This is a genomic window from Methylobacterium sp. CM6244, assembly GCF_054817885.1.
In genome coordinates, this window is record NZ_CM139247.1 from 1,093,715 (window position 1) to 1,118,023 (window position 24,309).

Here is a 24,309-nt window from a genome sequence, read left to right on the forward strand (position 1 = left end):
AGACGGCCGATCGTGTCTACGTTTCCCGAAGCCCGAGGACCAGAGCACCGGTTGTGACCTTCTCGCGCGCGGCCCCTTTCGTTGACGCCCGCGCATACGCACATTACGCCCATCGCTACCCGGCTTCGTCGGGCACCGATGGGAATGGACCTTCGCGAAACGTCGATGGAGCGGCACCCGGCTGTTTCTTCGCATCTCCGCGGAAGCGAATCGGCGAATGACGCGCGAAGACGCCTGATGACCATGTCGCTCGATAGTCTCGCAAAGCCCGACGACGGCAATACCCGGCCGGACGGCATCCCGGCGGATGCGCCGCTCTCCCGCGACCCGCGAAGCCCTGTGGCCCTGTTCGGGCTCGATGAACCCCTGGCGATGGATGCCGGCGTCGATCTCGCGCCGTTCCGGATCGCCTACCAGACCGCCGGCACCCTCAATGCCGACCGGTCGAACGCGGTGCTCATCTGCCATGCGCTCACCGGGGACCAGCATTTCGCCCATACCCACCCGGTGACGGGAAAGCCCGGCTGGTGGGAGACACTGGTGGGACCGGGCAAGCCCGTGGACACCGATCGCTACTTCGTCATCTGCTCGAATGTGATCGGCTCCTGCATGGGCTCCACGGGGCCGGCCTCCACCGATCCCGCAACGGGCAAGCCCTACGGCCTCGATTTTCCGCTGGTGACGATCCGCGACATGGTGCGTGGCCAGGCGATGCTCCTCGACCGGCTCGGCATCCGCGACCTGTTCCTCTGCGTCGGCGGATCCATGGGCGGCATGCAGGTGCTGCAATGGGCGGCCCTCTACCCGGACCGGGTCTTCTCGGCGCTTCCCATCGCCACCGGCGCCCGCCACTCGGCCCAGAACATCGCCTTCCACGAGGTCGGCCGTCAGGCGATCATGGCCGACCCCGCCTGGGCGGAAGGACGTTACCTCGAAGCCGGCACGCGCCCCGCCAAGGGACTCGGCGTGGCGCGGATGGGCGCGCATATCACCTACCTCTCCGAGCCGGCCCTGCACCGAAAGTTCGGCCGCCGCTTCCAGGGCGGGTCCGCGCCGACCTTCTCGTTCAACGCCGATTTCCAGATCGAGAGCTACCTGCGCCACCAGGGCCTGAGCTTCGTCGAGCGGTTCGACGCTAACGCCTACCTCTACCTGACCCGCGCCATGGATTACTTCGATCTCGCGGCCGACCATGGCGGGGTGCTCGCCAATGCATTCCGGAACACCAGGACGCGGTTCTGCGTGATGTCCTTCACCTCCGACTGGCTGTTTCCCACGGCGGATTCCCGCGCCATCGTGCATGCGCTGAATGCGGCCTCTGCCTCGGTCGCCTTCGTCGAGGTCGAGAGCGACAAGGGGCACGATGCCTTCCTCCTCGACGAGCCGGTGATGTTCAACGCCGCCAAGGGCTTCATCGACGCCGCCGCCCGGGCAAGGGGCTTGTGACGTCGGTGAGTCGCGTGGCCCCCGCCCCTTGGAGCACGACCGACACGCTGCCACGCAGCGACGGCGCCCGCGTCGACCACCTCGTCGTGCTCGGCCTCGTGCCGCCCAGCGCCCGCGTCCTCGATATCGGCTGCGGCGACGGCACGCTCCTGGCGCTGCTGCGCGACCGGTGCGGCGTCGACGGGCGCGGCATCGAGCTCTCCCGCGAGGGCGTCAACGCCTGCCTCGCGCGCGGCCTGCCGGTGATCCAGGGCGACGCCGACACCGATCTCGCCAATTACCCCGACGACGCTTTCGACGTGGTGGTCCTGTCCCAGACCATCCAGGCGACGCGCAACCCGCGCATCGTCTTGGAACACCTGCTGCGGATCGGCCGGCAGGTGGTGATCTCGTTCCCGAATTTCGGCCATTGGCGGGTCCGGTCGGAACTGGCCTTCCGGGGCCGGATGCCGGTGACCGAGCTGATGCCGGAGGAGTGGTACGAGACCCAGAACATCCACCATTGCACCATCCGCGACTTCGTCGGCCTATGCCGGACCGTGGGGGCCGAGATCGAGAAGGCCACTGCGCTCGACGCGCGCGGCCGGCCGATGCGGATCTCCATGCCGTGGTGGGTCTGGAACCTGTTCGGCGCGCAGGGAGTGTTCCTCCTGAGGCGCGGCGATGGATCGTCGTCCGACCCGACATAGGGCGATCCGGACGCCCCTCCCGCGAAGCGAGGGTGCGGCTGCCGGCGCCCGCCATGCGGCAATCTCCACCGATGGCCTGCATGGACGACATCCGGCATGAGGGGCGGCCGATGGCGCAGGAGGAGACATCCTATTGAGATTTGGGGATCGAGACCGGACTCGAGCGGAAGAGTCGCGTTCGCCGACGATCATGCATTTGCAGCAGGCATCGAGCGGCCGGTCCTTCGCCCTGCAACTGCTCATCGTCCTGGTCCTGCTCGTCACCGCGCAGACCTATGACGGATCGATTCACGGTCTGGGACACTGGATCGTCCTGTCCGTCTATGCCGGGGCCTCGATCCTCCTGGCGCTGCTCAGCCTGCGAACGGCACCGGGTACCGGCATCCCCATGGGCCCGAGCCGAGGATGGCTCGGCTGGGGCTCGACCCTCCTCAATGCCAGCGTCGCGATCTACGTCCTCGTCGAGCACATGTTTCTGGGCGCCGCCGATACGGAGGAGGCAGCCGCCGCGGTCAGCCGGATCCCGGCCTTCCTGATCCTGCTGCAGACAGCGCTGACCATGCGCGTCTGGCACACCTGCCTCTTCGCCGGTCTGGTGACGGCGGGGTGGGGCGGCGCCATCTTGTTCGTCTCTCTCTCGCCCGAGAGCCACCATCTCGGGCCGCACGTCACCCTCGACCAAGAGGTGCCGGGACTTCTCACCTTCATGGTCGCCAGCCTCGTGGTCCTCGACGGTGTGCGACGGCTGACCTGGGCGGTGGCGGCGACGTTCCGGCTGGAGCGAGAGCGCCTGATTCTCACCCGGTTCGTCCCGGCCGCCGTCGCCGAGGATCTGGCGCAGGGCGGCGGCCCGGGCGAAGTCCAGGAACGTCATGCCTGCCTGTTCGCCCTCGACATCCGCGGCTTCTCGGCCCTGACGCGGACACGGCCTCCCCAGCAGGTGGTGGAGGTCCTCATGGAGATGCGCGCCCTGACGCATCGGGCCGTGACGGAACGCGGCGGCATCGTCGACAAATATATCGGCGACGGCGTGCTGGCGCAGTTCCTCGTCGGCCCTCCCCAGGCGCAGGCGCGCGCGGCCTTCACCTGTGCCGAGGCGGTCCAGCTGCGGCTGGCGGCCCTCAACCGGCGCCTCGCGGAGAAAGGCCTTCCCTCGTTGCGCGTCACCATCGCGCTGCATGCCGGCGACGTCCTCGTCGGCGTCTTCGACGACGGTCATCGCGCGGAATTCACCGTGCTCGGCCCGGCGATGAACACCCTCGCGCGCATCGAGGCGCGGGCCAAGGCCGTGGACCTCCCGATCGCCATCTCGGAGGATTTTCGCGATCTCCTTGCCGGCTCCGGGGCGAGCGGTCTCAACTGGATCTCGGCCGGGACGGTGAGCGAGGCCTCCGGGCCCCGGCTCTACGCCGTCGCGCGCTGAATCGTATCCGGCCCGATGCCATCGGCAGACTCGTCACTTAATCCCGCATGGTTCGTGTGCCGTGACACGTCATGAAGGAAAAAGACTTCCTATATCAGTTTCATACAGAGTGAAGCGGGCCAAATATCTGGTCTGCACTGTAAAGGAACTTATTAAACGCCATGATGAACCGTATCGCCGCCGTCGCTACCGCTCTTGTGCTTGGCGCTGCTTCGATCTCTTCTGCAACGGCGTTCGAGCGCCCCTCGCGCTACACCTCGTTCTCGCCCTATGATGTCACCGAGACCGGCTCCCTCAGGGAGGTCAGCCGCCCGCCCGCCTATCTGGGCTGCCCGATGAGCTCGGCCGCCGAAGGCAATGCCAACCAGCAGAATTTTCCGGTCCAGCAATACGGTCAGACCTCTGGCGGAAACCGCTGCTGATCGTTTGAGACGAGAGGGACGAACATGGTTCTGAAGGGCTTTTCCTACGCCATGATCGGTGCCTTCGCGGGCGGCCTGATCTGGACGATCGTCGGCACCGCGAGCGTCTTACTGGCCTCGTAGGTCGGATCTTTCACCAAGACCGGAACGCTGTGCGGCGGGGCGAGAGCCCCGCCGTTTCCATGTCAGGGATCGCGCCGGATCTCCAAGGTGGCGACCTCGTAGGTGATCGCCCCCCCTCCCCTTTCGAACTGTCGGATGACCGTCCGCAATGCGCCGGGCGAGAGGGGACGGACGGTGCCCGGCGTTCCCGCCCCGATGGCGCGAAGCGAGCGGAGGAAGGCCCGGCCGTCCGCGTGCTTCTCGACGACCGGCTCCAGGAACAAGTTACTCGTGCAGCCGGCAAATTGTAGTCGGGCCAGGGCCTTCGCCGTCGGATAGGACGGCGTGGCGGGGCGATGGCCGACGGCCTCATGTGCCGCGTGCCATTCGCGGAATGTGCCGGACGCCAGGGTCGTCACCGCGAGGAATCCGCCGGGTGCCAGCAGACCGGCGAGGCGGCCGAGCGTGCCCTCCAGATCCTCGAACCATTGCGCCGCCAGGCTCGAACAGATCAGGTCGAAGCCCGGCGCCAGGCAGGGCCGCTCTCCGTCCATGACGAGAAAGGTCAGGTCGGGCCGATGCTGCATGCGCTCACGCCCCCGCCGGATCATGGCGGGTGCCAGATCGGAGGCGACCATCAGGCCGGGCTTCACACGAGCGAGGACGGCCTGCGTGAGGAAGGCGGTGCCGCAGCCGATCTCGAGAATGCGTGGCGATGGGGCGAGGGGCAGGAGGGCGATGCGTTGCGCCAGCCGTCCAGCGACCTCCGCCTGGATGATTCCGGCGGCATCGTAATGATCTGCCCCGTCGAAGGCCCGGGCCACAGCCTGTTTCCAGGAACGCATCGGTGCCGTCGGCGGGGTCATCGGTGAGGCTGCGATAGCGTGGGTGGAGGGCGCGGTCGAGGGGCCGCCCGAGGCTGTCTGCGACGCAGCCTCCTTCGTCATCCACACTCCTCCACAGGGGTGCGATCGCTCCGCATCGTTGACGAACGCTTTACGAAAAGCTGCCCATTGTTCCGATATGTGGCGTAGCGTACTCGCGTTTTCCGTTCTCGGCCTCATTGGCGCAGGTCTCACCGGCTGTGGACGCAGCCCGTTCGAGAGCCGTGAGCCTTGGCGCGACCAGACCGAACAGGCCTGCAACGCCAAGCGGCTGGTGGAGACCACCGAATTCGTGACGCCGGTGAAGGAGATCGCCGGCCCGGGTGTCTGCGGTATGCTGCAGCCTTACCGTATTACCCGTCTCGGCAAGGGCTCGGTCGTCCTGAAACAGCGGATGACGCTGGCCTGCCCGGCCCTGGCTGAGGCCGAGGCATGGCTGGCCGACACGATCCAGCCCGCCGCTAACCTGTATTTCGGCCAGCCCGTGGCGGAGATCAACGCGGGCTCCTATGCCTGCCGTGGACGCAACAACCAGGCCGGGGCCAAGCTCTCGGAGCATTCGTTCGGCAATGCCGTCGACATCATGTCGTTCAAGCTCGCCGACGGCTACGTCATCACCGTGAAGGGCGGCTGGCGCGGCACCGAGGCCGAGCAGGGCTTCCTGCGCGAGGTCTTCATCGGTGCCTGCGCGCGCTTCTCCACCGTGCTCGCCCCCGGCTCCAACGTCTTCCATTACGACCATATCCACGTGGATCTCGCCCGGCACGATCCGCGCGGCCTGAAGCGTATCTGCCAGCCGCTGCTGAAATTCACGCCGCAGCTCGGTGCGGACGGCGTGCCCCGGCCGGTCTCGCGGCCTCGCCCGGTGGAGCGCCAGCCCGCCGCGCCGCAGGCCCCCGTCGATATCGAGGAGGACGATCCCTACGGCGTGACGCCGATGTCCTCGAACCGGCACCCGGCGCGGACGAGCCCGCAGGTCGCCCGCGCGCCCTCCCCTGCCCTCTCCGCTGCCGCGCCGTCCGCCCGCGCGCCCTCGGCCTATGCCTCCACACCGGTGACCCGTCCGGCGCCGCGCCCGCAGACGTCCCGTCTCGCGGCGGCACCCACCTATGACGAACCCGCGCCGGGATTCTCGGCCGAACCGCTCTCCCTCGCCGCGCCCGGCCTCTCGGACCCGATCTACTGAGGGCCGGACTGTGTTCCGGCTGCCCCAGGCCGGAGCGAAAGCGACACCGCCACGGCCCTTCCGCTTGACACCGCTCGACGAGACGCCATCGTCCCGGAATGAACGGACTCCAGCGAAAAGACGCCGGCATGCGCCCGAATTCCCTCGTCACCGCCCTTGCCCTCGGCCTCGCCCTCGCGGGCAGCCTGCAACCTGCCTTCGCCCGCTCGGGCCGCGAGGAGATCACCCCCGCCGAGGAGCGTGAGTTCCCGTTCGATGGCGACATCCCCGGCTGCCAGGATTCCTCGGTTCTGGAGAAGGTGTCGAGCCAGTTCGCCGAGAAGGAGGCGAAGTTCTGGAACTCGAGCCTCACCATCGTGGGCTATGACCGGATCGAGCGGACCGCGTGGCGCCCCTGGGGGCTCGACACCTATCCCCGCCGGTTCTGCAGCGCGGTGGCGACCACCTCGGACGGCATCAAGCGCAAGGTCGATTACTCCGTGCGCGAGGGTCTCGGCCTGATCGGCGCAAGCTGGGGGGTCGAGTTCTGCGTCCACGGCCTCGACCGCAACCTCGCCTATGCCTACGCCACGGCCTGCCGCGAAGCCCGTCCGTGAGACGTGCCTCGGCGCTCGCCGTACTCTTCCTGACGGCGTTCGCCGGAACCGCGCAGGCCCAGGGCTACGGACGCGGCGGCACGCCCGGCGAGTTCGATTTCTACGTGCTGGCCCTGTCCTGGTCGCCGACCTATTGCGAAACGGCCGGGCGGCGTGACGCCGACGGCCAGTGCCGGCCGGGTCGCGGCCTCGGCTTCGTCGTCCATGGGCTATGGCCGCAATATACGCGGGGCTACCCGTCCGACTGCTCTTCCGTGGAACGCTCTCCCACCCGCCAGGCCATGGACGTGGCAGGTGAAGTTTTTCCGAGCGAGGGGCTGGCCCGCCACGAATGGCGCAAGCACGGCACCTGCTCGGGCCTCGACCCGATGTCGTATTTCAAGGCTACCGCCCAGGCGCGGCAGGCGGTGACGATCCCGGCCACCTTCGCCAAGCCCGATTCCGATACCCGCATCGCTCCCGTCGACATCGCCCGTCAGTTCGTCGCGGCCAATCGGGGCCTGCGCCCGGACATGATGTCGGTCACCTGCACCCGGGGAGAGTTGCAGGAGGTGCGGGTCTGCTTCACCAAGGACCTGCGCGGCTTCACGCCCTGCCCCGAAGTGGCGCGGCAGAATTGCCGTGCGGGCGAGATCGCCGTCGACGCGAGCCGGTGAGGCCAGGAACCTGCGCCCATGAATTACAGGCACGCCTTCCACGCCGGCAACTTCGCCGACGTGCTCAAGCACCTCGTGCTGACGCGCGTGCTCCATCATCTCCAGGCCAAGCCCACGGGCTTTCGCGCCATCGACACCCATGCGGGCCTCGGTTTCTATGACCTGACCGGCGACGAGGCCGGGCGGACAGGCGAGTGGCATGACGGCTGGGGCCGTCTCGAGACCCCCTTCCCCGAAGAGATGGAGGCGCTGTTCGGCCCCTATCGCGAGGCGGTCGCCGCCACCCAGGCACGCCACGGGGCGACTATCTATCCCGGCTCTCCGGCGATCATCCGCGAATTCCTGCGGCCCAGCGACCAGGGCGTCTTCGTCGAGTTGCACCCGGCCGATGCCGAGATCCTGCGCGAGCGCTACAACCAGGATCCGCGCACCAAGGTGATGCATCTCGACGGGTGGACCGCCCTCAACGCGCTGATCCCGCCCCCCGAGCGGCGCGGGGTCGTGTTGATCGACCCGCCTTACGAAGAACTCGGCGAGGTCGACCGGCTTGGCGCGGCTCTGGCTAAGGCCGTCGCGAAATGGCCGACGGGCATCTATCTCGGCTGGTATCCGATCAAGGATGTCGGCCTCATCGACCGCATGGTGGCGGAACTGGACCGTTCGCTCTCCCGGCCCGCCCTGCGTATCGACCTGATGATCTCGGAGCCGTATCCGAACCGCCTCAATGGCAACGGCCTCATCGTCATCAATCCGCCCTGGCGTCTCGCCGACGAGGCGGCCCTGTTCCTGCCCGCTCTAGCCGAGCGGCTGGCGCGCGGAGATTACGGGGCCTTCCGCTGCGACGCGTTCGGCGTCGAAGCTTGAGTTCTTCCCTGAAGGTCGCCCCATCGATGGATTCCGCGATTCCCATCGCCAGCGCGGCGATTCCGGGCAGCGTCGAGACGATGCGGCTCGTCCGCTATGACGACGCCTACTCGATCATGGTCGGCAGCGCCGAACTGATGAACGACCGGCACCGCAATTCGGAGCGGGCCCTGGCCACGGTCACCTGCGCGCGGCTCGGGGGAAATCCGGCGCCGAAGATCTTGATCGGCGGGCTCGGCATGGGGTTCACCCTGCGTGCGGCCCTCGACGCTCTCGGCTCCAAGGCGGAAGTCGTCGTGGCCGAACTGATGCCGGCGGTCATCGCTTGGGCGACCGGACCGCTTGCGCATCTCTTCACCGGCAGCCTCGACGATCCGCGCGTGACCCTGGTCGAGGCCGATGTGAACCGCCTCATCCAGTCGGGACAGGCTCAGTTCGATGCCATTCTCCTTGACGTCGACAATGGCCCCAAGGGGCTGACGCGCCGGGAGAACGACCGGCTCTACGATGGCTGGGGTCTCAAACGGGCGCATTACGCGCTGCGGGAGGGGGGAATCCTGGCCGTCTGGTCCGGGGGGCCGGACCGCCGGTTCAAGAAGCGGCTCAGCCGTTTCGGCTTCGATGTCGAAGAGCACCGCTATCCCGCCCATCCCGGCGGCCGCCGTCACGTGCTCTGGATCGCCGTGAGGACGAACGCATAGGCCGAAGCGGGCCGGCGGAACGGGTAGCCCCGTCGGCGGCCCGCTTCGATCTTATCGATCTCAGTAATTGTAGGACCGGCGCGGATAGGCTTGATTCGGTGCGTAGCCGGCTCCACGCTGCTGCACCCGCGATCCGTACTCGATCTCGCGCTGCTGCTTGGCGCGGCGATTGGCGAGATAGCGACCGCCGATGCAGCCCGCGACCGCGCCCACCACGCCGCGCTCGGCGAGGTAATGCCCGGCGAGGCCACCGATGATCGCGCCTTTGATGCAGCCTTTGGCTTCGGCCGCTCCCGTGCTTGCCACAGTGAGCAGCGCCAGGGCCGAGAGCGTTGCAACGATGCGCATGATCATCCTCCACGATTTTGCTGGGAGGAAACACCGGCCCGGAGCTTAGCGTTCCGGGCACGGTTCAGCGGGATGACGAGAAACCGCGTTGCGCGGCGCACTGGCCTCAAGCGGCGACGCGCCCTTCCAGCGGGAACACCTTGGCGGGGTTCATCAGCCATTTCGGGTCGAACACGTTGCGGACCCGCATCTGCTGATCGAGATCGACCTGCGCATACTGGAAGCGCATGAGCTCGCGCTTCTCGATGCCGACACCATGCTCGCCGGTGAGGCAGCCGCCGACCTCGACGCAGAGCTTCAGGATCTCGTCTCCGGCGGCCTCCGCCTTCTGCAGCTCGCCCGGCTTGTTGATGTCGAAGAGAATGAGGGGATGCAGGTTGCCGTCGCCAGCATGGAAGACGTTGGCGACGCGAAGACCCTTGTCGGCGCAGATCGCGCCGATGCGCTCCAGCACCAGCGGCAATTGCCCGGTGGGAATCGTGCCGTCCATGCAGATGTAATCCGAGATGCGGCCCGTGGCACCGAAGGCGGATTTGCGTCCCTTCCAGATCGCGGCGCTCTCGGCTTCGGATTTCGAGACCCTGATGCTGGTCGGCCGGTAGTCGCGGGCGATCGCCTCGATCCGGGCCAGCATCGCCTCGCATTCCTCGTCCGATCCTTCGACCTCGATGATCAGCATCGCTTCGGCGTCACGCGGATATCCGGCCTGCGCGAAATCCTCGGTGATGAGGATCGCCTCACGGTCCATGTATTCCATGGCTACCGGGATGATGCCGGCGGCGATGATCGCGGCGGTGCAGGCGCCCGCATCCTCCACAGAGGAGAAGCCGACCAGGGCCGGGCGCGCGCCCTCGGCCGCGCGCAGGATCCTCACCGTCGCTTCGGTGACGATGCCGAGCTGCCCTTCCGAGCCGCAGATCAGGCCGAGGAGATCGTAGCCGGCGCTGTCGAGATGGGCGCCGCCGATCTCTGCCACGGTGCCGTCGCTCATCACCAGGGTGACACCGAGGAGGTTGTTGGTGGTCACGCCGTATTTCAGGCAATGCGCGCCGCCCGAATTCATCGCGATGTTGCCGGCAATGGTGCAGGCGAGCTGGCTCGACGGGTCCGGCGCGTAGAAGAACCCTTCATGGCTGACCGCCCCCGAGATGGCGAGGTTGGTCAGACCCGATTCGACCCGAGCGACGCGGTTCTCGAAATCGACGTCGAGGACGCGGGTCATCTTGGCGACGCCGAGGATGATCGCGTCTTCCTGGGCGATCGCTCCGCCGGCGAGGGAGGTGCCGGCGCCGCGCGCCACCACCCGCACGCCGTTGGCGTGGCAATAGGCCATCACGGCAGAGACCTCGGCCGTGGTCGAGGGCAGGACCACGGCGAGTGGCATCTTGCGGTAGGCCGTCAGCCCATCGGTCTCGAAGGCACGGCGCTCATCCTCGGTCACGATCAGGGCCTCCGCCGCGACGAGGGGGCGCAGGCCGGCGATGATCGTTTCGCGGCGAGCGAGAATATCGGGATCGGGGGTGGGGAAGGCGATCGACATGGGGCGGGCGCTCCTCGATGGATCGGCCTGTCTTCAGCCACCGCTCAGCTTGGAAGGACTAAAAACGAGCCTTGAACCGTTCAGGACAATGGAATTGGAAGATATCTAAACGATAACCGGTTTCGATGCATCAGGATCGGGTGTGTCGACGTTGTCTGAAGGCGAAATGGAGAGGTGTCGGCTTCGTTTCGCCGCACGGACCGCGAGGCGAGTTTGGAACGTTCCCAGTCTCGATCTGTTCTAAAACCAAAAGCTCTGCCATAAGCTCGGCTGGCTCATGCTGCCCAATGGAGGAAAAATCATAATGCGTCACCTCATCCTCGGCGCCGCCCTCGCGCTCATGCTCCCGATCTCCGCCCAGGCTCAGGAAGCCGGCGACGCGGCAGCCGGCGAGAAGGCTTTCGCGCCTTGCAAGGCCTGCCACAATTTCGTGAAGAACGGCGTCGGCCCCGATCTGAAGGGCGTCGTGGGCCGCAAGGCCGGCACTTACGAGGGCTACAGCTACTCGGCCGCTCTCAAGGGCTCGGGCATCACCTGGGACGAGGCGAACCTCAAGGAGTGGCTGAAGGACCCGAAGGCGAAGGTGCCCGGCAACAAGATGGTCTATCCCGGCCTCAAGGACGACAAGAAGCTCGCCGACGTGATCGCCTACCTCAAGACCCAGAACTGAGAGCGTTCCCCGATCCTCAGCCGGATCGGAATCAGCGATCGAGAGGCCGCTTCCCCGCAGGGGAGGCGGCCTTTTTCATGCCCTTGCCCGTCGCCCGGAGACGACGGTTTCCGCCATGGCGTCGGCCACGTTGTCGTGAAGCGCGCCGCGCAGCATCACGAGGGATTCGAGGAGCGCGTGCCGTGCCTCCTCCGACATTCCCGTCAAGGCGCCGGCGAGGCCGGGCACGCAATCCATCCGCCCCTGCAGTTCGCGGCCCTTCGGCGTCAGGAAGATGCTCACTTGGCGCTCGTCGGCCCGGTCGCGGGCGCGGCGGACATGGCCCGATGTCTCCAGCCGCTTGAGAAGGGGCGTGAGCGTTCCGGAATCGAGGAACAGGCGCGTGCCGATCTCCTTCACCGTCAGCCCCTCCTGTTCCCAGAGCACGAGGAGGACGAGGTACTGCGGGTAGGTGAGATCATGGGCGGCCAGCAGGGCACGGTAGGCACGACCGAAAGCGTGAGCCGCAGAATAGACCGCGAAGCAAAGCTGGCCGTCGACCCCCCTTTCGGCGACCGGGACGTCCTGGGATTCAGAGGTCTGCGTGGTTGTCCGGCCCGCCATTCGTGCGGCCTCCTTCATGTCGGTCGGGTACGGTGTCGGGTCCGAGCCGAGTACCCTATCTAATTGATAATGCGGAATGGTCACCAACGTTCGCGGTAATTCCGCATCATGGTTGCGCGCAATCGGCTTTGGTGCCATATGGAATATCAGTTGCGCGCAACCGAGTTTCGTCACCCGTGGATCAGTGGTGGCGAAGAATTCCTCGAAAAGGAACGAAGCCTCGCCGAACCCCCGTTCCAGACGCAATCCCTATTTCATACCCAGCAGAAAGTACGCCCGATGAAGGCTCTCTACACCGCTCATGCCCACGCCACCGGCGGCCGTGAAGGTTCGGCCTCCACCGACGACAAGGCCGTCGACGTCACCCTCGTGACGCCGAAGGAACTCGGTGGCGGCGGCGGCAACGGCACCAATCCCGAGCAGCTCTTCGCCACCGGCTATGCCGCATGCTTCCTCGGCGCGATCAAGTTCGTCGCCGCCAAGGACAAGGTGAAGATCCCCGAGGACGCCAAGGTCGAGTCCTCCGTCGGCATCGGCCCGCGTGACGACGGCGAGGGCTTCGGTCTCGTCGTCACCCTGAAGGCGACCCTGCCCGGCATCGAGCGGGACAAGGCCGAGGATCTGGTGAAGCGCGCCGATGTGGTGTGCCCCTATTCCCACGCCACTCGCGGCAATATCCAAGTCGATATCAGCGTCGCCTGAACCTGCCCGAGCGAAGCCGGAGGAGTCTTCCTCCGGCTGTCAGGCCGTCGTTACGATGAGGACGGTTCCCTCGATGCCGGTGACCCGGATCCGGGTGCCGGCCGGTGCGTCGGCACCGGAGACGCGCCACACGGTGTCGTTCACCCTGATCCGCCCGAACCCTTCGGTAATGGCGGTATCGAGGCGAAACTCCTGGCCGATCAGCCCGTTCGCACCCCGATTGAGACTGTTGGGCCGTCCGGCCATCCGCTTCTGCGTGAGGATGACGAGCCCCACCGAGAGGCCGGCGAAGAACAGGATCTGAGCTTGCCAGGGCATGGGCACGAGGGCTGTCTCCAGCCCCGTGATCATGGCCGCGATGCCGAGCCAGACCAGGAACACGCCCGAGATCGCGAGCTCCGCTCCCATCAGGATCAGCCCGATCAGGACCCAGGTCCAGACCGGCCCCAGAGCGCTCAGGATGTCGAGGTTCACGAGGAGCTTCCGCTGCTCGGCCCGACTTTGGGCGGGAGGCCGGAGCTCTTGCGCGTCTGCGCCGCTCCCTCGCCGAACACGCTACGGGTGATCTCGGCGATGCCACCCAGGGTGCCCGCGAGGGAGGCCGCCTCGATCGGCACCACCACCACCCGCTGGTTCGGTGCTGTGGCCAGGGCCTTGATCGCGTCCACGTATTTCTCGGCCACCAGGAAGTTCGCCGCCGCCAGATCGCCCTCGGAGATGGCCGCGCTGATGAGGCCGGTCGCGCGCGCCTCCGCCTCGGCGCTGCGCTCGCGTCCCTCCGCGTCGCGGAAGGCAGCTTCGCGCCGGCCCTCGGCTTCGAGGATGGCGGATTGCTTACGCCCCTCGGCGCGCAGGATATCGGCCTGCCGATGGCCCTCGGCTTCGAGCACGGAGGCACGCTTCTCGCGCTCGGCCTTCATCTGGCGCGCCATGGCGCCGGCGAGATCGGCGGGCGGCAGGATGTCCTTGATCTCGATGCGAGTCATCTTCACGCCCCAGGGCGACGAGGCCGCGTCCATGACATGGAGCAGGCGCTCGTTGATCTCGTCACGGTGCGACAGCAGCTGGTCGAGGTCCATGGAGCCGACGACGGTGCGGATGTTGGTCATCGTCAGCGTCATCATCGCGGTTTCGAGGTTCGAAATTTCGTAGGACGCCTTGGCCGCGTCGAGCACCTGGTAGAACACCACCGCGTCGATCTTCACCCCCGCATTGTCGCGGGTGAAGGCCTCCTGGCTCGGCACCTCGATGACCTGCTCCATCACGTTCACGCGTCGGCCGATCCGCTCCACATACGGTGCGATCAGGCCGAGCCCGGATTCCAGGGTGCGCGAGTACCGGCCGAACCGCTCCACCGTGTAGACGTGGCCCTGCGGGATGACGTTGATGCCGATGGCGAGGGTGACGACCACCAGGATCACGAGCGCCACCGCCACCACGCTCAACCCGATCGAGAGATCCATGCCTGTCCCCACATCCCTTCAAGGAAGGGCATTGAGGCCGAGCGTCTTCCCCTATGCAAGGTGAATCATCCTCGCGTCAGCGCGCCCAAACTCCGAGGCGTTCCGTCCGCGCACGGTCTTCGGCGGCGACGAGATCGGGCGTCGCCTCCGAAGAGGCCCGGCCTCCGCCGTTGAAGAGCACGACTTCGGACAGGTCGCGGCCTTCCACCGCGCAGAGATAGGCCGCACTTCCGGCGACCGGCTGGCACGTCACCGGACGGCCGGCGAGGTAGCGGGTCAGTTCCTCCGGCTGCCCACCACGGACCCATTCCACGCCGAACAAGCGAACGAGCTTGCCGCCGACGCGCAGGGTTGCGGTGTCGATCACCTCGGTCTTGCCGGTTACGGCATTGGACGGCTGCGGGGGATTGGCCCGGCTCTCCTCGGCCGAGGGCGGGCTCGGCTCCTCTGCGGGAATCCCGGGGGGGGTCGCCGGCGGAACGGTCTCACGCGGGTTGGTCATGGTGGATGGCTGGTTCTGGGCCTGCTGCGTTTGGGGCGGCTGTGTCGGCTGGGCCGAATCCTGTGCCTTCGTTTCCTGGCGCGGAGCTTCCGCATCCGGTGCGGAGGCCGGCCTGTCTTCCCCACCGCCCTGGGTGAGGAGCAAGATGAGGGCGAGGCTGCCAAGCAGTCCCGCGCCTGCGAGCACGCTCGGCCGGGTCAGGATCGTGCCGTCATCCCGCCGAAGGCGACGGACCCGGTCACCGGCGCGGGCGAGCAGCCCGGGCCAGCGGGCTGGTTGCGCTCCTTGGCCTGGGGTCGCCAGAGGAGACGTCGTGCCGTTCTTTGCAGCGAGGCCCGAGAGACGCTCACGAGCGATGGCGACGGTCTCGCGGGCCCTGTCGCCGAAGGAGGCCCCGATGCGCATGCCGCGCTCGCGCAGACTCGGTTGCGGCCCGGCGCCTTGCCCGTCGCTCGGGCGATCGGCCAGGGAGTGGCGGACGTTGCTCAAAGTGCCCGCCAGGGTCGCCGAGACCGCAGCCGCGGCGGACCTTCCCCTGGCGACCGAACGGGCCATCACGGAGCGGGCCAGCTCAGACTGCGTTTCCACGAACCGGGACGTGGCCGCCTTGATATCGTCCGATGCGGTGGGCTCGGGCGGCACGTCCGCCACGGGTTCGGGTGGCACCGGCACGAACAGCGCCCCATGACGCTCCCGCAATTCGGCGAACAGCTCCGATAAGGTCAGGGGGCCGGTCTCGCCCTGACGCGGTGTCCCGGAACGGTCGACGATTCGGTAGAAGGGCGGAGCGGATGTCGGCTCGACCACGGCCTCAGCCAAAAGCTGAAGCGTCCGCCGGGCCACCGGGAAAGCGTTCTGGCGCCGGATCTCCGCATCGATCAGGGATCTGACTGCCTCTCGGGCAGCCCGAGCAGCGACAATGGCCGGAGCCTCTGCCTCGTCGGACGGATTCGTTTTCGAAGCCTTGCCGGTGGCGCGCGTCTTGTCGGCGGCGCGTGACGTGTCCGTTGCGCGTGTCTTTGGGGCGGTCGCGATCATTGGTTCGACTGTGGCTCAGGCACCATGCCGTGTCGATACGGCCGCACTCAGCGGTCCAGGTGCGAAGCGGCGCAGGACGCGGCTCGACTCAGACACGATCACCGGGCGTGATCCGGCGAACGAAATCTCGAGGGTCAGTTCCGCCACGCCCTGCGAGCGGGCACCGCTCCTTGGGTTCGCGGCACGGAAATCGAAGGTCGAGCGCACGATACAGCTGCTCGTGTTGACGCTGCAGGCCGTGCGCGGGGAGCCGTCCTGCACCACGTAGCGGCGGTCCGGCCAGCGTCGGACGAAGCGGCGCTTCTCCGCCATCACCGCCGTGAGCGACAGGGTGCGGCCGTGGAAGCGGACATGATCGGCGTAGAAGCGCGGTGCTGCGGCGACCATGCCATCGCCGGGCTCAGAGATCGCGTCGAGATAATCCTCGTTCAGCCTTTGGGCCTTGCGTGCCCATTCGGGAAAGCGATCCTCGGAGGCCATCGCCATGCTCGGGGGCGGTGCGCCGGGGGAGACGGTGAGGGGAAGCGCATTCGGCGGAACCTGCGAGAGCCGGCGGGGGGAATGCCTGGTCTCGGCGTGGCGGGTGCCACGACGAGCCCGCCGCGGTGCCTCCGCGCCTCTCTCCGCGACGGATGCGGCGCGCGTCGTGGTCTCGGGCTTCGCCGCCTGGGCCGGACTGCTCTGGGGGGCCTCCTGCACCGCCTGAGGGGAGACAGGTTTCGCCTCACTCTTGGGTTCGGGCTTCACATCGGCCTTGGCCGGGGGGTCGACCCAGGCCGGGCGCCCCTGCGCCTCGGCGCTGACCGTAGAGACCAGGGCCACGAGAAGGGCGGCCGAGCAGGTGGAGAACAATCCGTGGTGCATGGCATCTCACCGCTGTCGCGAACGACGTGGAAGGTGGGCACGACCGCATCAGAGCGCCCGGCCGAAGGAAAACGCCGAAGGGAAACGTCAGGGTCGGGTGTTCGGTTGCCCGCGTCGAACCGGGTCGTTCGCCAAAGGACCTCGCCCCGGCAAGAGACCTAGCATACCGCCGCGCCGACCGGTCGGGTCAGCCCCCGTTCCCCGCGCTATGCCCGTTGTTCCCAACGATTGGCCGACATTCTCCGCCGAAGTTGCAGGCACGCTCTCTCCCTGGGAGCATCCTGTCCCCGGGGCGTTGCCGCCGATCTCCTGAAGCCGTTCTCCTGGGCATGACCTCTTGCCATCCTCGCGAGAGCGCCCACCTCTTGAGAGCTTGACGGGTCCGGGCCCCTCTGGCGGCCGAGGCGTCGGCCGCGATGTCGGACTCCTTCTCTGCCTTTGCGCTGACGCGGCGCGAACGCACCGGGGGGTTCTGACACACGTGGTTGTATCGATGATCTTTTGCGGCATCTCGGCATGCTCGTTTTCGGAGGTGGCCTCATGAGTGCCGCATCCACTCGCCGGGCCCTCCTCCTCGTCAATCCGAACGCTCGGAACGGCTCGTTTTCCCTCGACGCCGTGCGCGATTCCCTGCGCGCCGCCGGCATCGAGCCCTTCGAGCCGCCGGGCGATCCCGATTGCACGGCAGTGATCAAGCGCCACGCGAAGGAGTGCGATCTCGTCATCCTCGGCGGTGGCGACGGTACCATGAACTCCGCTGCTCCCGCTCTGGTCGAGACCGGATTACCGTTGGGGATCCTGCCGCTCGGCACCGCCAACGACCTCGCCCGCTCCCTCGGCCTGCCCACCGACCCGGTGGAAGCCGCCGAGCTCATCGGCACGGCGAAGCCCCAGGCGGTGGATCTCGGCTGGGTCAACGGCCGCTACTATTTCAACGTCGCGAGTATCGGCTTCTCCGCCGATCTTGCGGGTGACCTCACCGCCGAATCGAAGAAGAAATGGGGCACGCTCGGCTACGCCATCGCGGCCATGCGCGTCCTGAGGCGGGTACGTCCCTTCACGGTCTATCTCGAACATGACGGACTGACCGAGACCATCACCACGATCCAGGTCTCGGTGGGCAACGGGCGCCACTATGGCGGCGGGATGACCGTGGAAGAGACCGCCACCGTCGATGACGGCAAGCTCGATTTCTATAGCCTGGAGGTCACGCATTGGTGGCGGCTCATCGCGCTGCTGCCAGCCCTCCGTCGGGGCACCCAGGGCAAAGCCGCCGACGTTCGTGCCTTCAACACCACCGAGATCGTAGTGAAGACGAAGAAGCCTCGTCCGGTGAACACCGACGGGGAACTCTCCACCTATACGCCGGCGCATTTCAAGGTCGTGCCCAAGGCCCTCCGGATCTTCGCGCCGGAACCTTCGGAGCGTCCCGGCATCGTGCCCGCCGCATCCTGATCTTCCACCGCTTTCCGACCTGACGACGTTCGAGGTTCTCTCCCCGTGGATTCGCTTCTTCAACTCGCCGCCGACCCGACCGCCTGGGTGGCGCTCGCCACCCTCATCGTGATGGAGGTGGTGCTCGGTATCGACAACCTGATCTTCATCTCGATTCTCACCAACAAGCTGCCGGCCCATCAGCAGACCAAGGCCCGCCGCATCGGCATCGGCCTCGCTCTGATCCTTCGCCTCGGCCTGCTCGGCACCGTCGCCTACATCGTCCACCTGACGCAGCCGGTCTTTGAGATCTTCGGCAAGGCCTTCTCCTGGCGGGACATGATCCTCATCGGCGGCGGCCTGTTCCTGCTGTGGAAGGCGACGAAGGAGATCCATGAGAGCGTCGATCCCGACGACGGCCACGAAGACGCGTCCGCCCCGGTGGCGCTGAGCTTTGCCACAGCTGTCGGCCAGATCCTGGTCCTTGACCTCGTCTTCTCCATCGACAGCATCATCACGGCCGTCGGCATGACCGATCACGTGCCGATCATGGTGATCGCCGTCATCACGGCCGTCACCGTCATGCTGCTGGCAGCCGACCCGCTGGCGCGCTTCATCGCCGCCAACCCCACCGTGGTGATGCTGGCTCTCGGCTTCCTCATCATGATCGGCATGACGCTGATCGCGGAAGGTTTCGGCGCCCATGTGCCGAAGGGCTATATCTACACTGCCATGGCCTTCTCGGCCGGCGTCGAGGGGCTCAACCTCCTCGCCCGGCGCCGGAAGCGCGGCAAGACCAGCGCGGGGTAGGGGCAAAGCCCCTCCCCTTCCGTTTCACGGGAAAACGAAGAAAGGCCCGACCGGGATAACGGTCGGGCCTTTCTTCGTTCGATCATCGATCGGTCTTGGCGGATGGGCTGAAACTTCGCTCGCTCGCCTACGCAGCCGGCTGAGTGTCCGCGGCCAACGTCGCCGGTCGCTGACGCGTCTTCGTGACCGCCTACAGGATCGGCTCGCGCAGGGCCGAGGTCTCGCGGGCACAGATCGCCGCGTCCGGTGGCAAGCCTTCTTGCGAGAGGTTCTTGCCAATCTCCACCCGTGCCTTTTCGAGATCGGCCCGGAAGCCCGCATCGCCCTGGAGCGCGCTGATGACGACGCTGGCCGTGGTGCGTCCGGCCTCCACGTCGCTGGCCCAATGCACGCCGCAAACGATGCGGTTCTCGCCGTAAGCCTTGCCGCGCAGGAAGAACTGTGTGGCCTTCTCCGGCACCAGGGCCGCGAGGATGGATGCGTAGGCCCAGCCTTGAGTCGCGTGACTCGAGGGGAAGCTGAACGCGTCTCCGAGTTCGCGGGTCCGCGCCACGCAGATCTCCGCGTCGTTGCCGACGAAGGGACGCAGGCGACGGTAATGTTCCTTGAGTGGGCGGGTGGCCCGGCTGATATCGAGGCGCGTGCGTTCGAGCAGCGTCATCAGGGCCGGCGAGCGGGACTGATCGATCTTGCGCCCGAGTACGCACGCGAAATCATCGAGGATGGCCGAGGGGCCGTCCGCCACATCCGCCGTGGCGAGTTCCCAGCGCGCGCTACCCTTCAGGGCGCGGGTCGCCGAGAAGATGGTCTTATCCGCCGTTTCGGCAGCCGATTGACCCCGCGGGGGCGGAGGCAGGATCGCGACTGTATCAGGTGCTGTGGCGTCGGACAGATAGGGCGCGCGTGCCGGCATCCCCGGCGTCAACGGAGTCGCTGCGACGGCTGGCGCCGACCGAGGCTTTCCGCTCGTGGCTTTGGTGTCCGCGGGGTTCGGCGTGGGCGCCTGCGCCATGACGGGAGCCGCCATGAAGGCGCAGGACGTGAAGGCAAGCGACGCGAGAGCGGGAAGCAGAGGAGACATGGCAGCGGCTCAGGGTGAAATGCGTCGGGAATGGCAAGCGATAGGGGAGCCATAGGGTTCCTGAACGACACTCGTATGGCACTCGAAACGCATGACATTTCGTCATTCCGTAACGAATGTGCCCCTCGACGGCCGCGGGATCCCCCTAACGGATGCCCGCGCGGATCGCGGCGGCGACCTCCCACGGATATTCCTCGTGCGGGCTGAGGGCCCCCGGAACCGAAGCCTTGGCCACATGGCCGGCGGCGATGAGGGCGTCCATCTCGGCGCCGGACCGGCGCGGGGCGCGTTCGGGACGCAGGACCAGGATCGGCGGAAGCCCTTCGGCTTCGAACAGGGCCAGGAAGTCCTTGCGGGCCTCGAACGGGTCGAGCCCTCCGGTGACGAAGGCCGCCGTGCCGAAACGGCCACCCGGCTGGAGCGTCACGGCATGTTTGTCGGCGATGATGCCCGGCGTGACGTGGTCCGGATCGGCATAGACATGCGCGCGCATCATCCGGCCGATCACCGGGGGACTGATATTGATGCGGTAGAGCGCCTCGCCGAGAAGCGGAAGCTCGATGGCCTTGCGGATCCCCGAGAGCCAGCCACGGCGCGCGTCGCCGAGCGCGGTGGGCAGCGGTCCACGCCATGTGGGAGCGACGAGAGCGAGCTGGTCGAACTGGCCTGGATGCCGTTGGGCGGCCGCCACGAGATAAGGGGCCGCATGACCCGCCGCGATGCCGATGGCGTAGGGTCCCGGCACGGCTGCGATCAGCGAATCCATGAAGGCATGGAAAGTCTCCGGCTCCATGGCGATGCGGGATCGCGGATGGTTGCCGAAGCCGGGCCAGTCGGGAATGAGGCAGCGGTAGTCGTGGCCCAGGATCTTGGCCAGGGGCCGCATCTCCGCCCGTGCTGAGATCGACGACAGGGCGGGCAGGAGCAGAGCGGCCGGGCCGCTCCCGACGATGTCGCACGGCGTAGGGACCTTGCGCTCCAGCACGTCGAGCTGAAAGCCACGGGTGGAGTGGGCAGGCTCGATCATCGTTGGCAACGCCTCATCCGGGACGGTCTGCATCGGATTGGAGATCTAACGCGCCGGTCGCTGCCGCATAGGCCGGCTCGGTGTCGCGCCAGGGCCGAGGACGAGCGTCCGCCTCCCCTCTTTCCTCGACGGGAAAGAGGGGAGTGCCGATCCGCGTCGAATGCGTGCGGGTCTCAGGTCCGGAGCAGCTCGTTGATGGCGGTCTTGGAGCGGGTGCCGGCATCGACGCGCTTGACGATGACGGCGCAGTAGAGGCCGGGGCCGGGCGTGCCGTCGGGCAGGTCCTTACCGGGCGTCGTGCCCGAGACCACCACCGAATAGGGCGGCACGCGGCCATACATGACCTCGCCCGTGGACCGGTCGATGATCTTCGTCGACGCGCCGATATAGACGCCCATGGAGAGCACGCTGCCCTCACCGACGATCACGCCCTCGGCCACCTCGGCGCGAGCGCCGATGAAGCAATTGTCTTCGATGATGACCGGGTTGGCCTGGAGCGGCTCGAGTACGCCCGCGATGCCGGCGCCGCCGGAGATGTGGCAGTTCTTCCCCACCTGCGCGCAGGAGCCGATCGTCACCCAGGTGTCGACCATCGTGCCCTCACCCACATGGGCGCCGAGATTGATGAAGGAGGGCATCAGCACCGCGCCCGGCGCGATGTAGGAGCCACGGCGCACGAAACAGCCCGGCACGGCCCGGAAACCGGCCTCACGAAAATGCTTCTTCTTCCAGCCTTCGAACTTCGATGGCACCTTGTCCCACCAATTGGCGCCATCGGGTCCGCCATGGATGATCTCCATGTCGTTGAGGCGGAAGGACAGCAGCACCGCCTTCTTGAGCCACTGGTTGACCTGCCATTCCTCGCCGACCTTTTCGGCCACGCGGGCCTTGCCGGTATCGAGAAGATCGAGAGCCTCGTCCACGGCGTCGCGCACGGCGCCCTTGGTCGAGACGTCGATGCCGGCACGCTCCTCCCAAGCAGTCTCGATGGTGGTGGAGAGATCGGCGTGGGACATGGTGGCGTTCCGGTCGGTTAGGGGGAAGGGCCGTGCTTACAAAAGGCGGCCCGGCCTGTCACCTCGGGGCATCAGGCGAGACGCAGGCTCACTCGCGGCAGCCGTTACGGGTTTCCTCCCGCACGATCTCGCCGACCTTCGCCCGGTCGCGGGCAGAGAGCGGGACGTCGCGGATGTCGGAGAAGCGGCAATTGACGTTGCCGAAGGCCGAGATCGCCCGCTGCGTCTTGAAGCAGTAGCCGGCCTCCGCATAGACCGCGTTGCGCTCGCCCCAGAGCTCGTCGCAGGGGGATGCGGCCAGGGCGGGGGCGGCGGGCAGGAGAGCGAGGCACAGAATCACGAGGGCACGCATGGGCACTTCCTGGGCAGGTGTGAGAACCTGAAGGCTTGTGGCCCGTCTGTGCCGGTTTCGCCAGATCTCGGAGCGCGCCGATCGGCCGTCAGAACGCATCGATCCTGGCGCGGACGCCGTCGAGCCCCTTCACCAACGCATCCAGGTCGTCGGCGAGGGTGGCGTGGATCGTCTCGGCCGCGTCGGGAAATTCCTCGAGCACCCGGCGCATCAGCGTGGGCGTGATTCGGACGACCTCCGCCGGTGTCACGGCATGGGCATCGGTGGGGCGCTCGCCGCGCAGGAACAGGGCCATCTGTCCGATCAGGGCGGAACGGCCTACCCGGACGGGCTCGGCTCCGTCTACGCGGGGCGCCAGTTCGATCGTTCCGGACATGACGACGAACCCGCCATCGCTGCGCTCGTCGCGGGCGAACAGGACGTCGCCCGCCGTCAGGCTGCGGCGCTCGGCGGCGAAGGAGAGGAGTCTCAGGGCATCGCGCGCCATGTGGCTGAACAGGGGCGCGGCCGCCAGGATCGCGATGTCGTCGTCGAGCCCCAATGCCGTGCGCTCCCTCAAGACGGAGGTAACCCCTCCGACGGATCAAGCCTTAGCCGAAGGCGGGCGAGGGGGAAATCCGGCGCTGCACCGGCGCAGGGACGGAGCGTCGATCAAACAGATGTCATGAAACCGGTCGATAGACGCGTCTCTCAAGCAAGACGAAGACGGAAATTCCGGTGTCCAATCACTTCTGCCTGGATCCGAACGATCCCTATGCGCAATCCGAAGTCCTGGTTTTCTTCGAAGGCCAATATCCGGATATCCGCCTGCTGTCGGTCATCGACCGCAACGACGACGAAATCCTGTCGGATCTCGTCTACGAGCAGCAGCGCGACCTCATCCGGGAGATTGCGGCCTTCTACACGTCCGGCGGTGATGCGCCGAACGCGGCTGCCTGATCCTCAGGGCAGCAGCTTGTAGCCGCCGCCTTCCGTCACGAGGATGGCGGTAACGGCCGGGTTCGGCTCGATCTTCTGGCGCAGGCGGTAGATGTGGGTCTCCAGCGTATGCGTGGTGACCTGCGCGTTGTAGCCCCAGACCTCGGCCAGGAGCGTATCGCGTCCCACCACTTCGCGGCCGGCACGGTAGAGGAAGCGCAGGATCGCGGTCTCCTTTTCGGTGAGCTTCAACTTCGAGCCACGCTCGCAGACGAGGAGCTTCGCGCCGGGGCGGAACGTGTAGGGGCCGATCTGGAAGACGGCGTCCTCGCTCGCCTCATGGCTGCGCAGATGCGCGCGGATCCGCGCGAGGAGCACGGCGAACTTGAAGGGCTTGGCGACATAATCGTTGGCGCCCGCCTCCAGGCCCTCCACCATGTCGTCCTCCGAATCCTGCGCGCTCAGCATGATGACCGGTCCGCGGTAGCCGTTGCGGCGCATGGCCCGCACCGCCTCCCGCCCATCCATGTCCGGCAGGCCCACATCCATGATCGCGAGGTCGATCCGGTCCTCGGCCACACGGGCGAGGGCGGATTTCGCGTCTTCCGCGCTGACGATGACGAACTCCTCGTACAGATCGAGTTGCTCGATCAAGGTTTCGCGCAATGACTCGTCGTCGTCGCAGATGAGCAGGCGATGGGTGGTCGACATCGGCCGGGATACTTTCACACGCAGCTGGGAAGACCGGACGGGCCGGTCCCGAAAACCTGAGAGATGGCCGAATCGTCGGCCGCGAGCGTAAAACAGCAGAGTGATGGATGTTTTATGTCAGAACCTTGAACGACTTCGCGGCGAGGCCAGACTTCGCACATTCTCGACGGCTCGACGCCTCGAAAAGTTTCTCGCAGGCGCGACCATCGAGCGCCGTGACGAGGAACGCGCTGGTCCGAACCGGTCCGTTCGGACGATAAG

Annotated in this window: 28 protein-coding genes; 14 read left to right on the forward strand and 14 right to left on the reverse strand. The window is 67.0% G+C overall.

All coding sequences use genetic code 11. From position 1 onward, the window contains the following. Positions 1-237 precede the first annotated feature (237 nt). The 4 genes from metX to ACYQML_RS05030 all read left to right on the forward strand — a co-directional run bounded on the left by metX (position 238) and on the right by ACYQML_RS05030 (position 3,980). Positions 238-1,446: a homoserine O-acetyltransferase MetX gene (gene metX, locus ACYQML_RS05015; RefSeq protein ID WP_056423362.1), complete on the forward strand. Its 1,209-nt coding sequence runs from the start codon at positions 238-240 to the stop codon at positions 1,444-1,446. A gap of 5 nt (positions 1,447-1,451) precedes the next feature. Further along, the gene (gene metW, locus ACYQML_RS05020) at positions 1,452-2,135 is read left to right on the forward strand and encodes a methionine biosynthesis protein MetW (protein WP_461234902.1); all 684 of its coding nucleotides are present in this window, start codon (positions 1,452-1,454) and stop codon (positions 2,133-2,135) included. 190 nt (positions 2,136-2,325) lie between these two features. Then, positions 2,326-3,558 (forward strand): adenylate/guanylate cyclase domain-containing protein, encoded by a 1,233-nt coding sequence (locus ACYQML_RS05025; RefSeq protein WP_461234903.1) that lies wholly within the window; start codon positions 2,326-2,328, stop codon positions 3,556-3,558. A gap of 161 nt (positions 3,559-3,719) precedes the next feature. Beyond that, positions 3,720-3,980 (forward strand): hypothetical protein, encoded by a 261-nt coding sequence (locus ACYQML_RS05030; protein ID WP_311275658.1) that lies wholly within the window; start codon positions 3,720-3,722, stop codon positions 3,978-3,980. A gap of 185 nt (positions 3,981-4,165) precedes the next feature. Here the strand turns inward: ACYQML_RS05030 and ACYQML_RS05035 are convergent, their stop codons facing one another. Beyond that, the gene (locus ACYQML_RS05035) at positions 4,166-5,029 is read right to left on the reverse strand and encodes a methyltransferase domain-containing protein (RefSeq protein WP_428406002.1); all 864 of its coding nucleotides are present in this window, start codon (positions 5,027-5,029) and stop codon (positions 4,166-4,168) included. Positions 5,030-5,105: 76 nt separating this feature from the next. On the opposite strand from ACYQML_RS05035, the gene ACYQML_RS05040 reads away from it, so the two are divergent. From ACYQML_RS05040 to ACYQML_RS05060, 5 genes are all read left to right on the forward strand, one after another. After that, positions 5,106-6,152 carry an extensin-like domain-containing protein gene (locus ACYQML_RS05040; RefSeq protein ID WP_311275660.1) on the forward strand — a complete coding sequence of 349 codons (1,047 nt, stop codon included), beginning with the start codon at positions 5,106-5,108 and terminating at the stop codon, positions 6,150-6,152. A gap of 128 nt (positions 6,153-6,280) precedes the next feature. Continuing rightward, positions 6,281-6,748 carry a hypothetical protein gene (locus ACYQML_RS05045; RefSeq protein ID WP_056423373.1) on the forward strand — a complete coding sequence of 156 codons (468 nt, stop codon included), beginning with the start codon at positions 6,281-6,283 and terminating at the stop codon, positions 6,746-6,748. Then, the gene (locus ACYQML_RS05050; RefSeq protein ID WP_461234904.1) at positions 6,745-7,404 is read left to right on the forward strand and encodes a ribonuclease T2 family protein; all 660 of its coding nucleotides are present in this window, start codon (positions 6,745-6,747) and stop codon (positions 7,402-7,404) included. Before ACYQML_RS05045 ends, ACYQML_RS05050 begins: the two co-directional genes overlap by 4 nt. Before the next feature lie 18 nt (positions 7,405-7,422). Continuing rightward, on the forward strand, positions 7,423-8,268 hold the full coding sequence (locus tag ACYQML_RS05055; protein ID WP_461234905.1) for a 23S rRNA (adenine(2030)-N(6))-methyltransferase RlmJ: 846 nt from the start codon (positions 7,423-7,425) through the stop codon (positions 8,266-8,268). A gap of 80 nt (positions 8,269-8,348) precedes the next feature. Further along, a complete protein-coding gene (locus ACYQML_RS05060) occupies positions 8,349-8,969 on the forward strand; it encodes a spermidine synthase (RefSeq protein ID WP_461235672.1) in 621 nt (206 codons plus the stop codon). Positions 8,970-9,029: 60 nt separating this feature from the next. Here the strand turns inward: ACYQML_RS05060 and ACYQML_RS05065 are convergent, their stop codons facing one another. Continuing rightward, the gene (locus tag ACYQML_RS05065) at positions 9,030-9,317 is read right to left on the reverse strand and encodes a hypothetical protein (protein ID WP_026176297.1); all 288 of its coding nucleotides are present in this window, start codon (positions 9,315-9,317) and stop codon (positions 9,030-9,032) included. Between the two features lie 106 nt (positions 9,318-9,423). Further along, positions 9,424-10,857, reverse strand: a complete 1,434-nt coding sequence (locus ACYQML_RS05070; RefSeq protein WP_056423023.1) for an FAD-linked oxidase C-terminal domain-containing protein — start codon at positions 10,855-10,857, stop codon at positions 9,424-9,426. A gap of 304 nt (positions 10,858-11,161) precedes the next feature. Here ACYQML_RS05070 and ACYQML_RS05075 point away from each other — a divergent pair, with 304 nt between their 5' ends. Next, on the forward strand, positions 11,162-11,527 hold the full coding sequence (locus ACYQML_RS05075) for a c-type cytochrome (RefSeq protein ID WP_056249457.1): 366 nt from the start codon (positions 11,162-11,164) through the stop codon (positions 11,525-11,527). A 75-nt stretch (positions 11,528-11,602) separates the two neighbouring features. Here the strand turns inward: ACYQML_RS05075 and ACYQML_RS05080 are convergent, their stop codons facing one another. Further along, entirely contained in the window at positions 11,603-12,130 is a 528-nt protein-coding gene (locus ACYQML_RS05080; protein WP_461234906.1) for a MarR family winged helix-turn-helix transcriptional regulator, read from the reverse strand. A gap of 279 nt (positions 12,131-12,409) precedes the next feature. Here ACYQML_RS05080 and ACYQML_RS05085 point away from each other — a divergent pair, with 279 nt between their 5' ends. Next, positions 12,410-12,832 (forward strand): organic hydroperoxide resistance protein, encoded by a 423-nt coding sequence (locus tag ACYQML_RS05085; RefSeq protein WP_056148692.1) that lies wholly within the window; start codon positions 12,410-12,412, stop codon positions 12,830-12,832. Between the two features lie 39 nt (positions 12,833-12,871). Here ACYQML_RS05085 and ACYQML_RS05090 read toward each other — a convergent pair whose 3' ends face one another. The 4 genes from ACYQML_RS05090 to ACYQML_RS05105 all read right to left on the reverse strand — a co-directional run bounded on the left by ACYQML_RS05090 (position 12,872) and on the right by ACYQML_RS05105 (position 16,699). Next, on the reverse strand, positions 12,872-13,306 hold the full coding sequence (locus ACYQML_RS05090) for an NfeD family protein (RefSeq protein WP_461234907.1): 435 nt from the start codon (positions 13,304-13,306) through the stop codon (positions 12,872-12,874). Next, positions 13,303-14,295: an SPFH domain-containing protein gene (locus tag ACYQML_RS05095; RefSeq protein ID WP_056423036.1), complete on the reverse strand. Its 993-nt coding sequence runs from the start codon at positions 14,293-14,295 to the stop codon at positions 13,303-13,305. Before ACYQML_RS05095 ends, ACYQML_RS05090 begins: the two co-directional genes overlap by 4 nt. Positions 14,296-14,371: 76 nt before the next feature. Beyond that, a complete protein-coding gene (locus tag ACYQML_RS05100; RefSeq protein ID WP_461234908.1) occupies positions 14,372-15,835 on the reverse strand; it encodes a thermonuclease family protein in 1,464 nt (487 codons plus the stop codon). 15 nt (positions 15,836-15,850) lie between these two features. Beyond that, complete coding sequence (locus ACYQML_RS05105) at positions 15,851-16,699, reverse strand: hypothetical protein (protein ID WP_461234909.1); 849 nt, start codon at positions 16,697-16,699, stop codon at positions 15,851-15,853. Positions 16,700-17,239: 540 nt separating this feature from the next. Here ACYQML_RS05105 and ACYQML_RS05110 point away from each other — a divergent pair. Further along, positions 17,240-18,154 (forward strand): lipid kinase, encoded by a 915-nt coding sequence (locus ACYQML_RS05110; RefSeq protein WP_207414246.1) that lies wholly within the window; start codon positions 17,240-17,242, stop codon positions 18,152-18,154. Between the two features lie 45 nt (positions 18,155-18,199). Continuing rightward, entirely contained in the window at positions 18,200-18,943 is a 744-nt protein-coding gene (locus tag ACYQML_RS05115) for a TerC family protein (protein WP_311275669.1), read from the forward strand. 190 nt (positions 18,944-19,133) lie between these two features. Here the strand turns inward: ACYQML_RS05115 and ACYQML_RS05120 are convergent, their stop codons facing one another. The 5 genes from ACYQML_RS05120 to ACYQML_RS05140 all read right to left on the reverse strand — a co-directional run bounded on the left by ACYQML_RS05120 (position 19,134) and on the right by ACYQML_RS05140 (position 22,960). Next, positions 19,134-20,024, reverse strand: a complete 891-nt coding sequence (locus ACYQML_RS05120; RefSeq protein ID WP_056423048.1) for an acid phosphatase — start codon at positions 20,022-20,024, stop codon at positions 19,134-19,136. A 145-nt stretch (positions 20,025-20,169) separates the two neighbouring features. After that, entirely contained in the window at positions 20,170-21,051 is an 882-nt protein-coding gene (locus ACYQML_RS05125) for an alpha/beta fold hydrolase (protein ID WP_461234910.1), read from the reverse strand. 173 nt (positions 21,052-21,224) lie between these two features. Next, complete coding sequence (gene dapD / locus ACYQML_RS05130) at positions 21,225-22,067, reverse strand: 2,3,4,5-tetrahydropyridine-2,6-dicarboxylate N-succinyltransferase (RefSeq protein WP_056423053.1); 843 nt, start codon at positions 22,065-22,067, stop codon at positions 21,225-21,227. A gap of 88 nt (positions 22,068-22,155) precedes the next feature. After that, complete coding sequence (locus tag ACYQML_RS05135; RefSeq protein WP_056423056.1) at positions 22,156-22,419, reverse strand: YARHG domain-containing protein; 264 nt, start codon at positions 22,417-22,419, stop codon at positions 22,156-22,158. Between the two features lie 88 nt (positions 22,420-22,507). Continuing rightward, positions 22,508-22,960, reverse strand: coding sequence for a cyclic nucleotide-binding domain-containing protein (locus ACYQML_RS05140; protein WP_056423059.1), 453 nt, complete (start codon positions 22,958-22,960; stop codon positions 22,508-22,510). Positions 22,961-23,136: 176 nt separating this feature from the next. On the opposite strand from ACYQML_RS05140, the gene ACYQML_RS05145 reads away from it, so the two are divergent. Next, positions 23,137-23,358, forward strand: a complete 222-nt coding sequence (locus ACYQML_RS05145) for a hypothetical protein (protein WP_056423062.1) — start codon at positions 23,137-23,139, stop codon at positions 23,356-23,358. A gap of 3 nt (positions 23,359-23,361) precedes the next feature. On the opposite strand, the gene ACYQML_RS05150 is transcribed toward ACYQML_RS05145, so the two are convergent. Beyond that, the gene (locus ACYQML_RS05150) at positions 23,362-24,048 is read right to left on the reverse strand and encodes a response regulator transcription factor (protein WP_056423065.1); all 687 of its coding nucleotides are present in this window, start codon (positions 24,046-24,048) and stop codon (positions 23,362-23,364) included. Between the last annotated feature and the right edge of the window lie 261 nt (positions 24,049-24,309).

Coding starts and splice junctions, on each gene's coding strand:
- metX (WP_056423362.1), top strand. CDS start 238: ATGACCATGTCGCTCGATAGTCTCGCAAAGCCCGACGACGGCAATACC.
- ACYQML_RS05025 (WP_461234903.1), top strand. CDS start 2,326: ATGCATTTGCAGCAGGCATCGAGCGGCCGGTCCTTCGCCCTGCAACTG.
- ACYQML_RS05030 (WP_311275658.1), top strand. CDS start 3,720: ATGATGAACCGTATCGCCGCCGTCGCTACCGCTCTTGTGCTTGGCGCT.
- ACYQML_RS05035 (WP_428406002.1), bottom strand. CDS start 5,029: ATGACGAAGGAGGCTGCGTCGCAGACAGCCTCGGGCGGCCCCTCGACC.
- ACYQML_RS05040 (WP_311275660.1), top strand. CDS start 5,106: ATGTGGCGTAGCGTACTCGCGTTTTCCGTTCTCGGCCTCATTGGCGCA.
- ACYQML_RS05045 (WP_056423373.1), top strand. CDS start 6,281: ATGCGCCCGAATTCCCTCGTCACCGCCCTTGCCCTCGGCCTCGCCCTC.
- ACYQML_RS05055 (WP_461234905.1), top strand. CDS start 7,423: ATGAATTACAGGCACGCCTTCCACGCCGGCAACTTCGCCGACGTGCTC.
- ACYQML_RS05060 (WP_461235672.1), top strand. CDS start 8,349: ATGCGGCTCGTCCGCTATGACGACGCCTACTCGATCATGGTCGGCAGC.
- ACYQML_RS05065 (WP_026176297.1), bottom strand. CDS start 9,317: ATGCGCATCGTTGCAACGCTCTCGGCCCTGGCGCTGCTCACTGTGGCA.
- ACYQML_RS05070 (WP_056423023.1), bottom strand. CDS start 10,857: ATGTCGATCGCCTTCCCCACCCCCGATCCCGATATTCTCGCTCGCCGC.
- ACYQML_RS05075 (WP_056249457.1), top strand. CDS start 11,162: ATGCGTCACCTCATCCTCGGCGCCGCCCTCGCGCTCATGCTCCCGATC.
- ACYQML_RS05080 (WP_461234906.1), bottom strand. CDS start 12,130: ATGGCGGGCCGGACAACCACGCAGACCTCTGAATCCCAGGACGTCCCG.
- ACYQML_RS05085 (WP_056148692.1), top strand. CDS start 12,410: ATGAAGGCTCTCTACACCGCTCATGCCCACGCCACCGGCGGCCGTGAA.
- ACYQML_RS05095 (WP_056423036.1), bottom strand. CDS start 14,295: ATGGATCTCTCGATCGGGTTGAGCGTGGTGGCGGTGGCGCTCGTGATC.
- ACYQML_RS05100 (WP_461234908.1), bottom strand. CDS start 15,835: ATGATCGCGACCGCCCCAAAGACACGCGCAACGGACACGTCACGCGCC.
- ACYQML_RS05105 (WP_461234909.1), bottom strand. CDS start 16,699: ATGCACCACGGATTGTTCTCCACCTGCTCGGCCGCCCTTCTCGTGGCC.
- ACYQML_RS05110 (WP_207414246.1), top strand. CDS start 17,240: ATGAGTGCCGCATCCACTCGCCGGGCCCTCCTCCTCGTCAATCCGAAC.
- ACYQML_RS05120 (WP_056423048.1), bottom strand. CDS start 20,024: ATGTCTCCTCTGCTTCCCGCTCTCGCGTCGCTTGCCTTCACGTCCTGC.
- ACYQML_RS05125 (WP_461234910.1), bottom strand. CDS start 21,051: ATGATCGAGCCTGCCCACTCCACCCGTGGCTTTCAGCTCGACGTGCTG.
- dapD (WP_056423053.1), bottom strand. CDS start 22,067: ATGTCCCACGCCGATCTCTCCACCACCATCGAGACTGCTTGGGAGGAG.
- ACYQML_RS05135 (WP_056423056.1), bottom strand. CDS start 22,419: ATGCGTGCCCTCGTGATTCTGTGCCTCGCTCTCCTGCCCGCCGCCCCC.
- ACYQML_RS05150 (WP_056423065.1), bottom strand. CDS start 24,048: ATGTCGACCACCCATCGCCTGCTCATCTGCGACGACGACGAGTCATTG.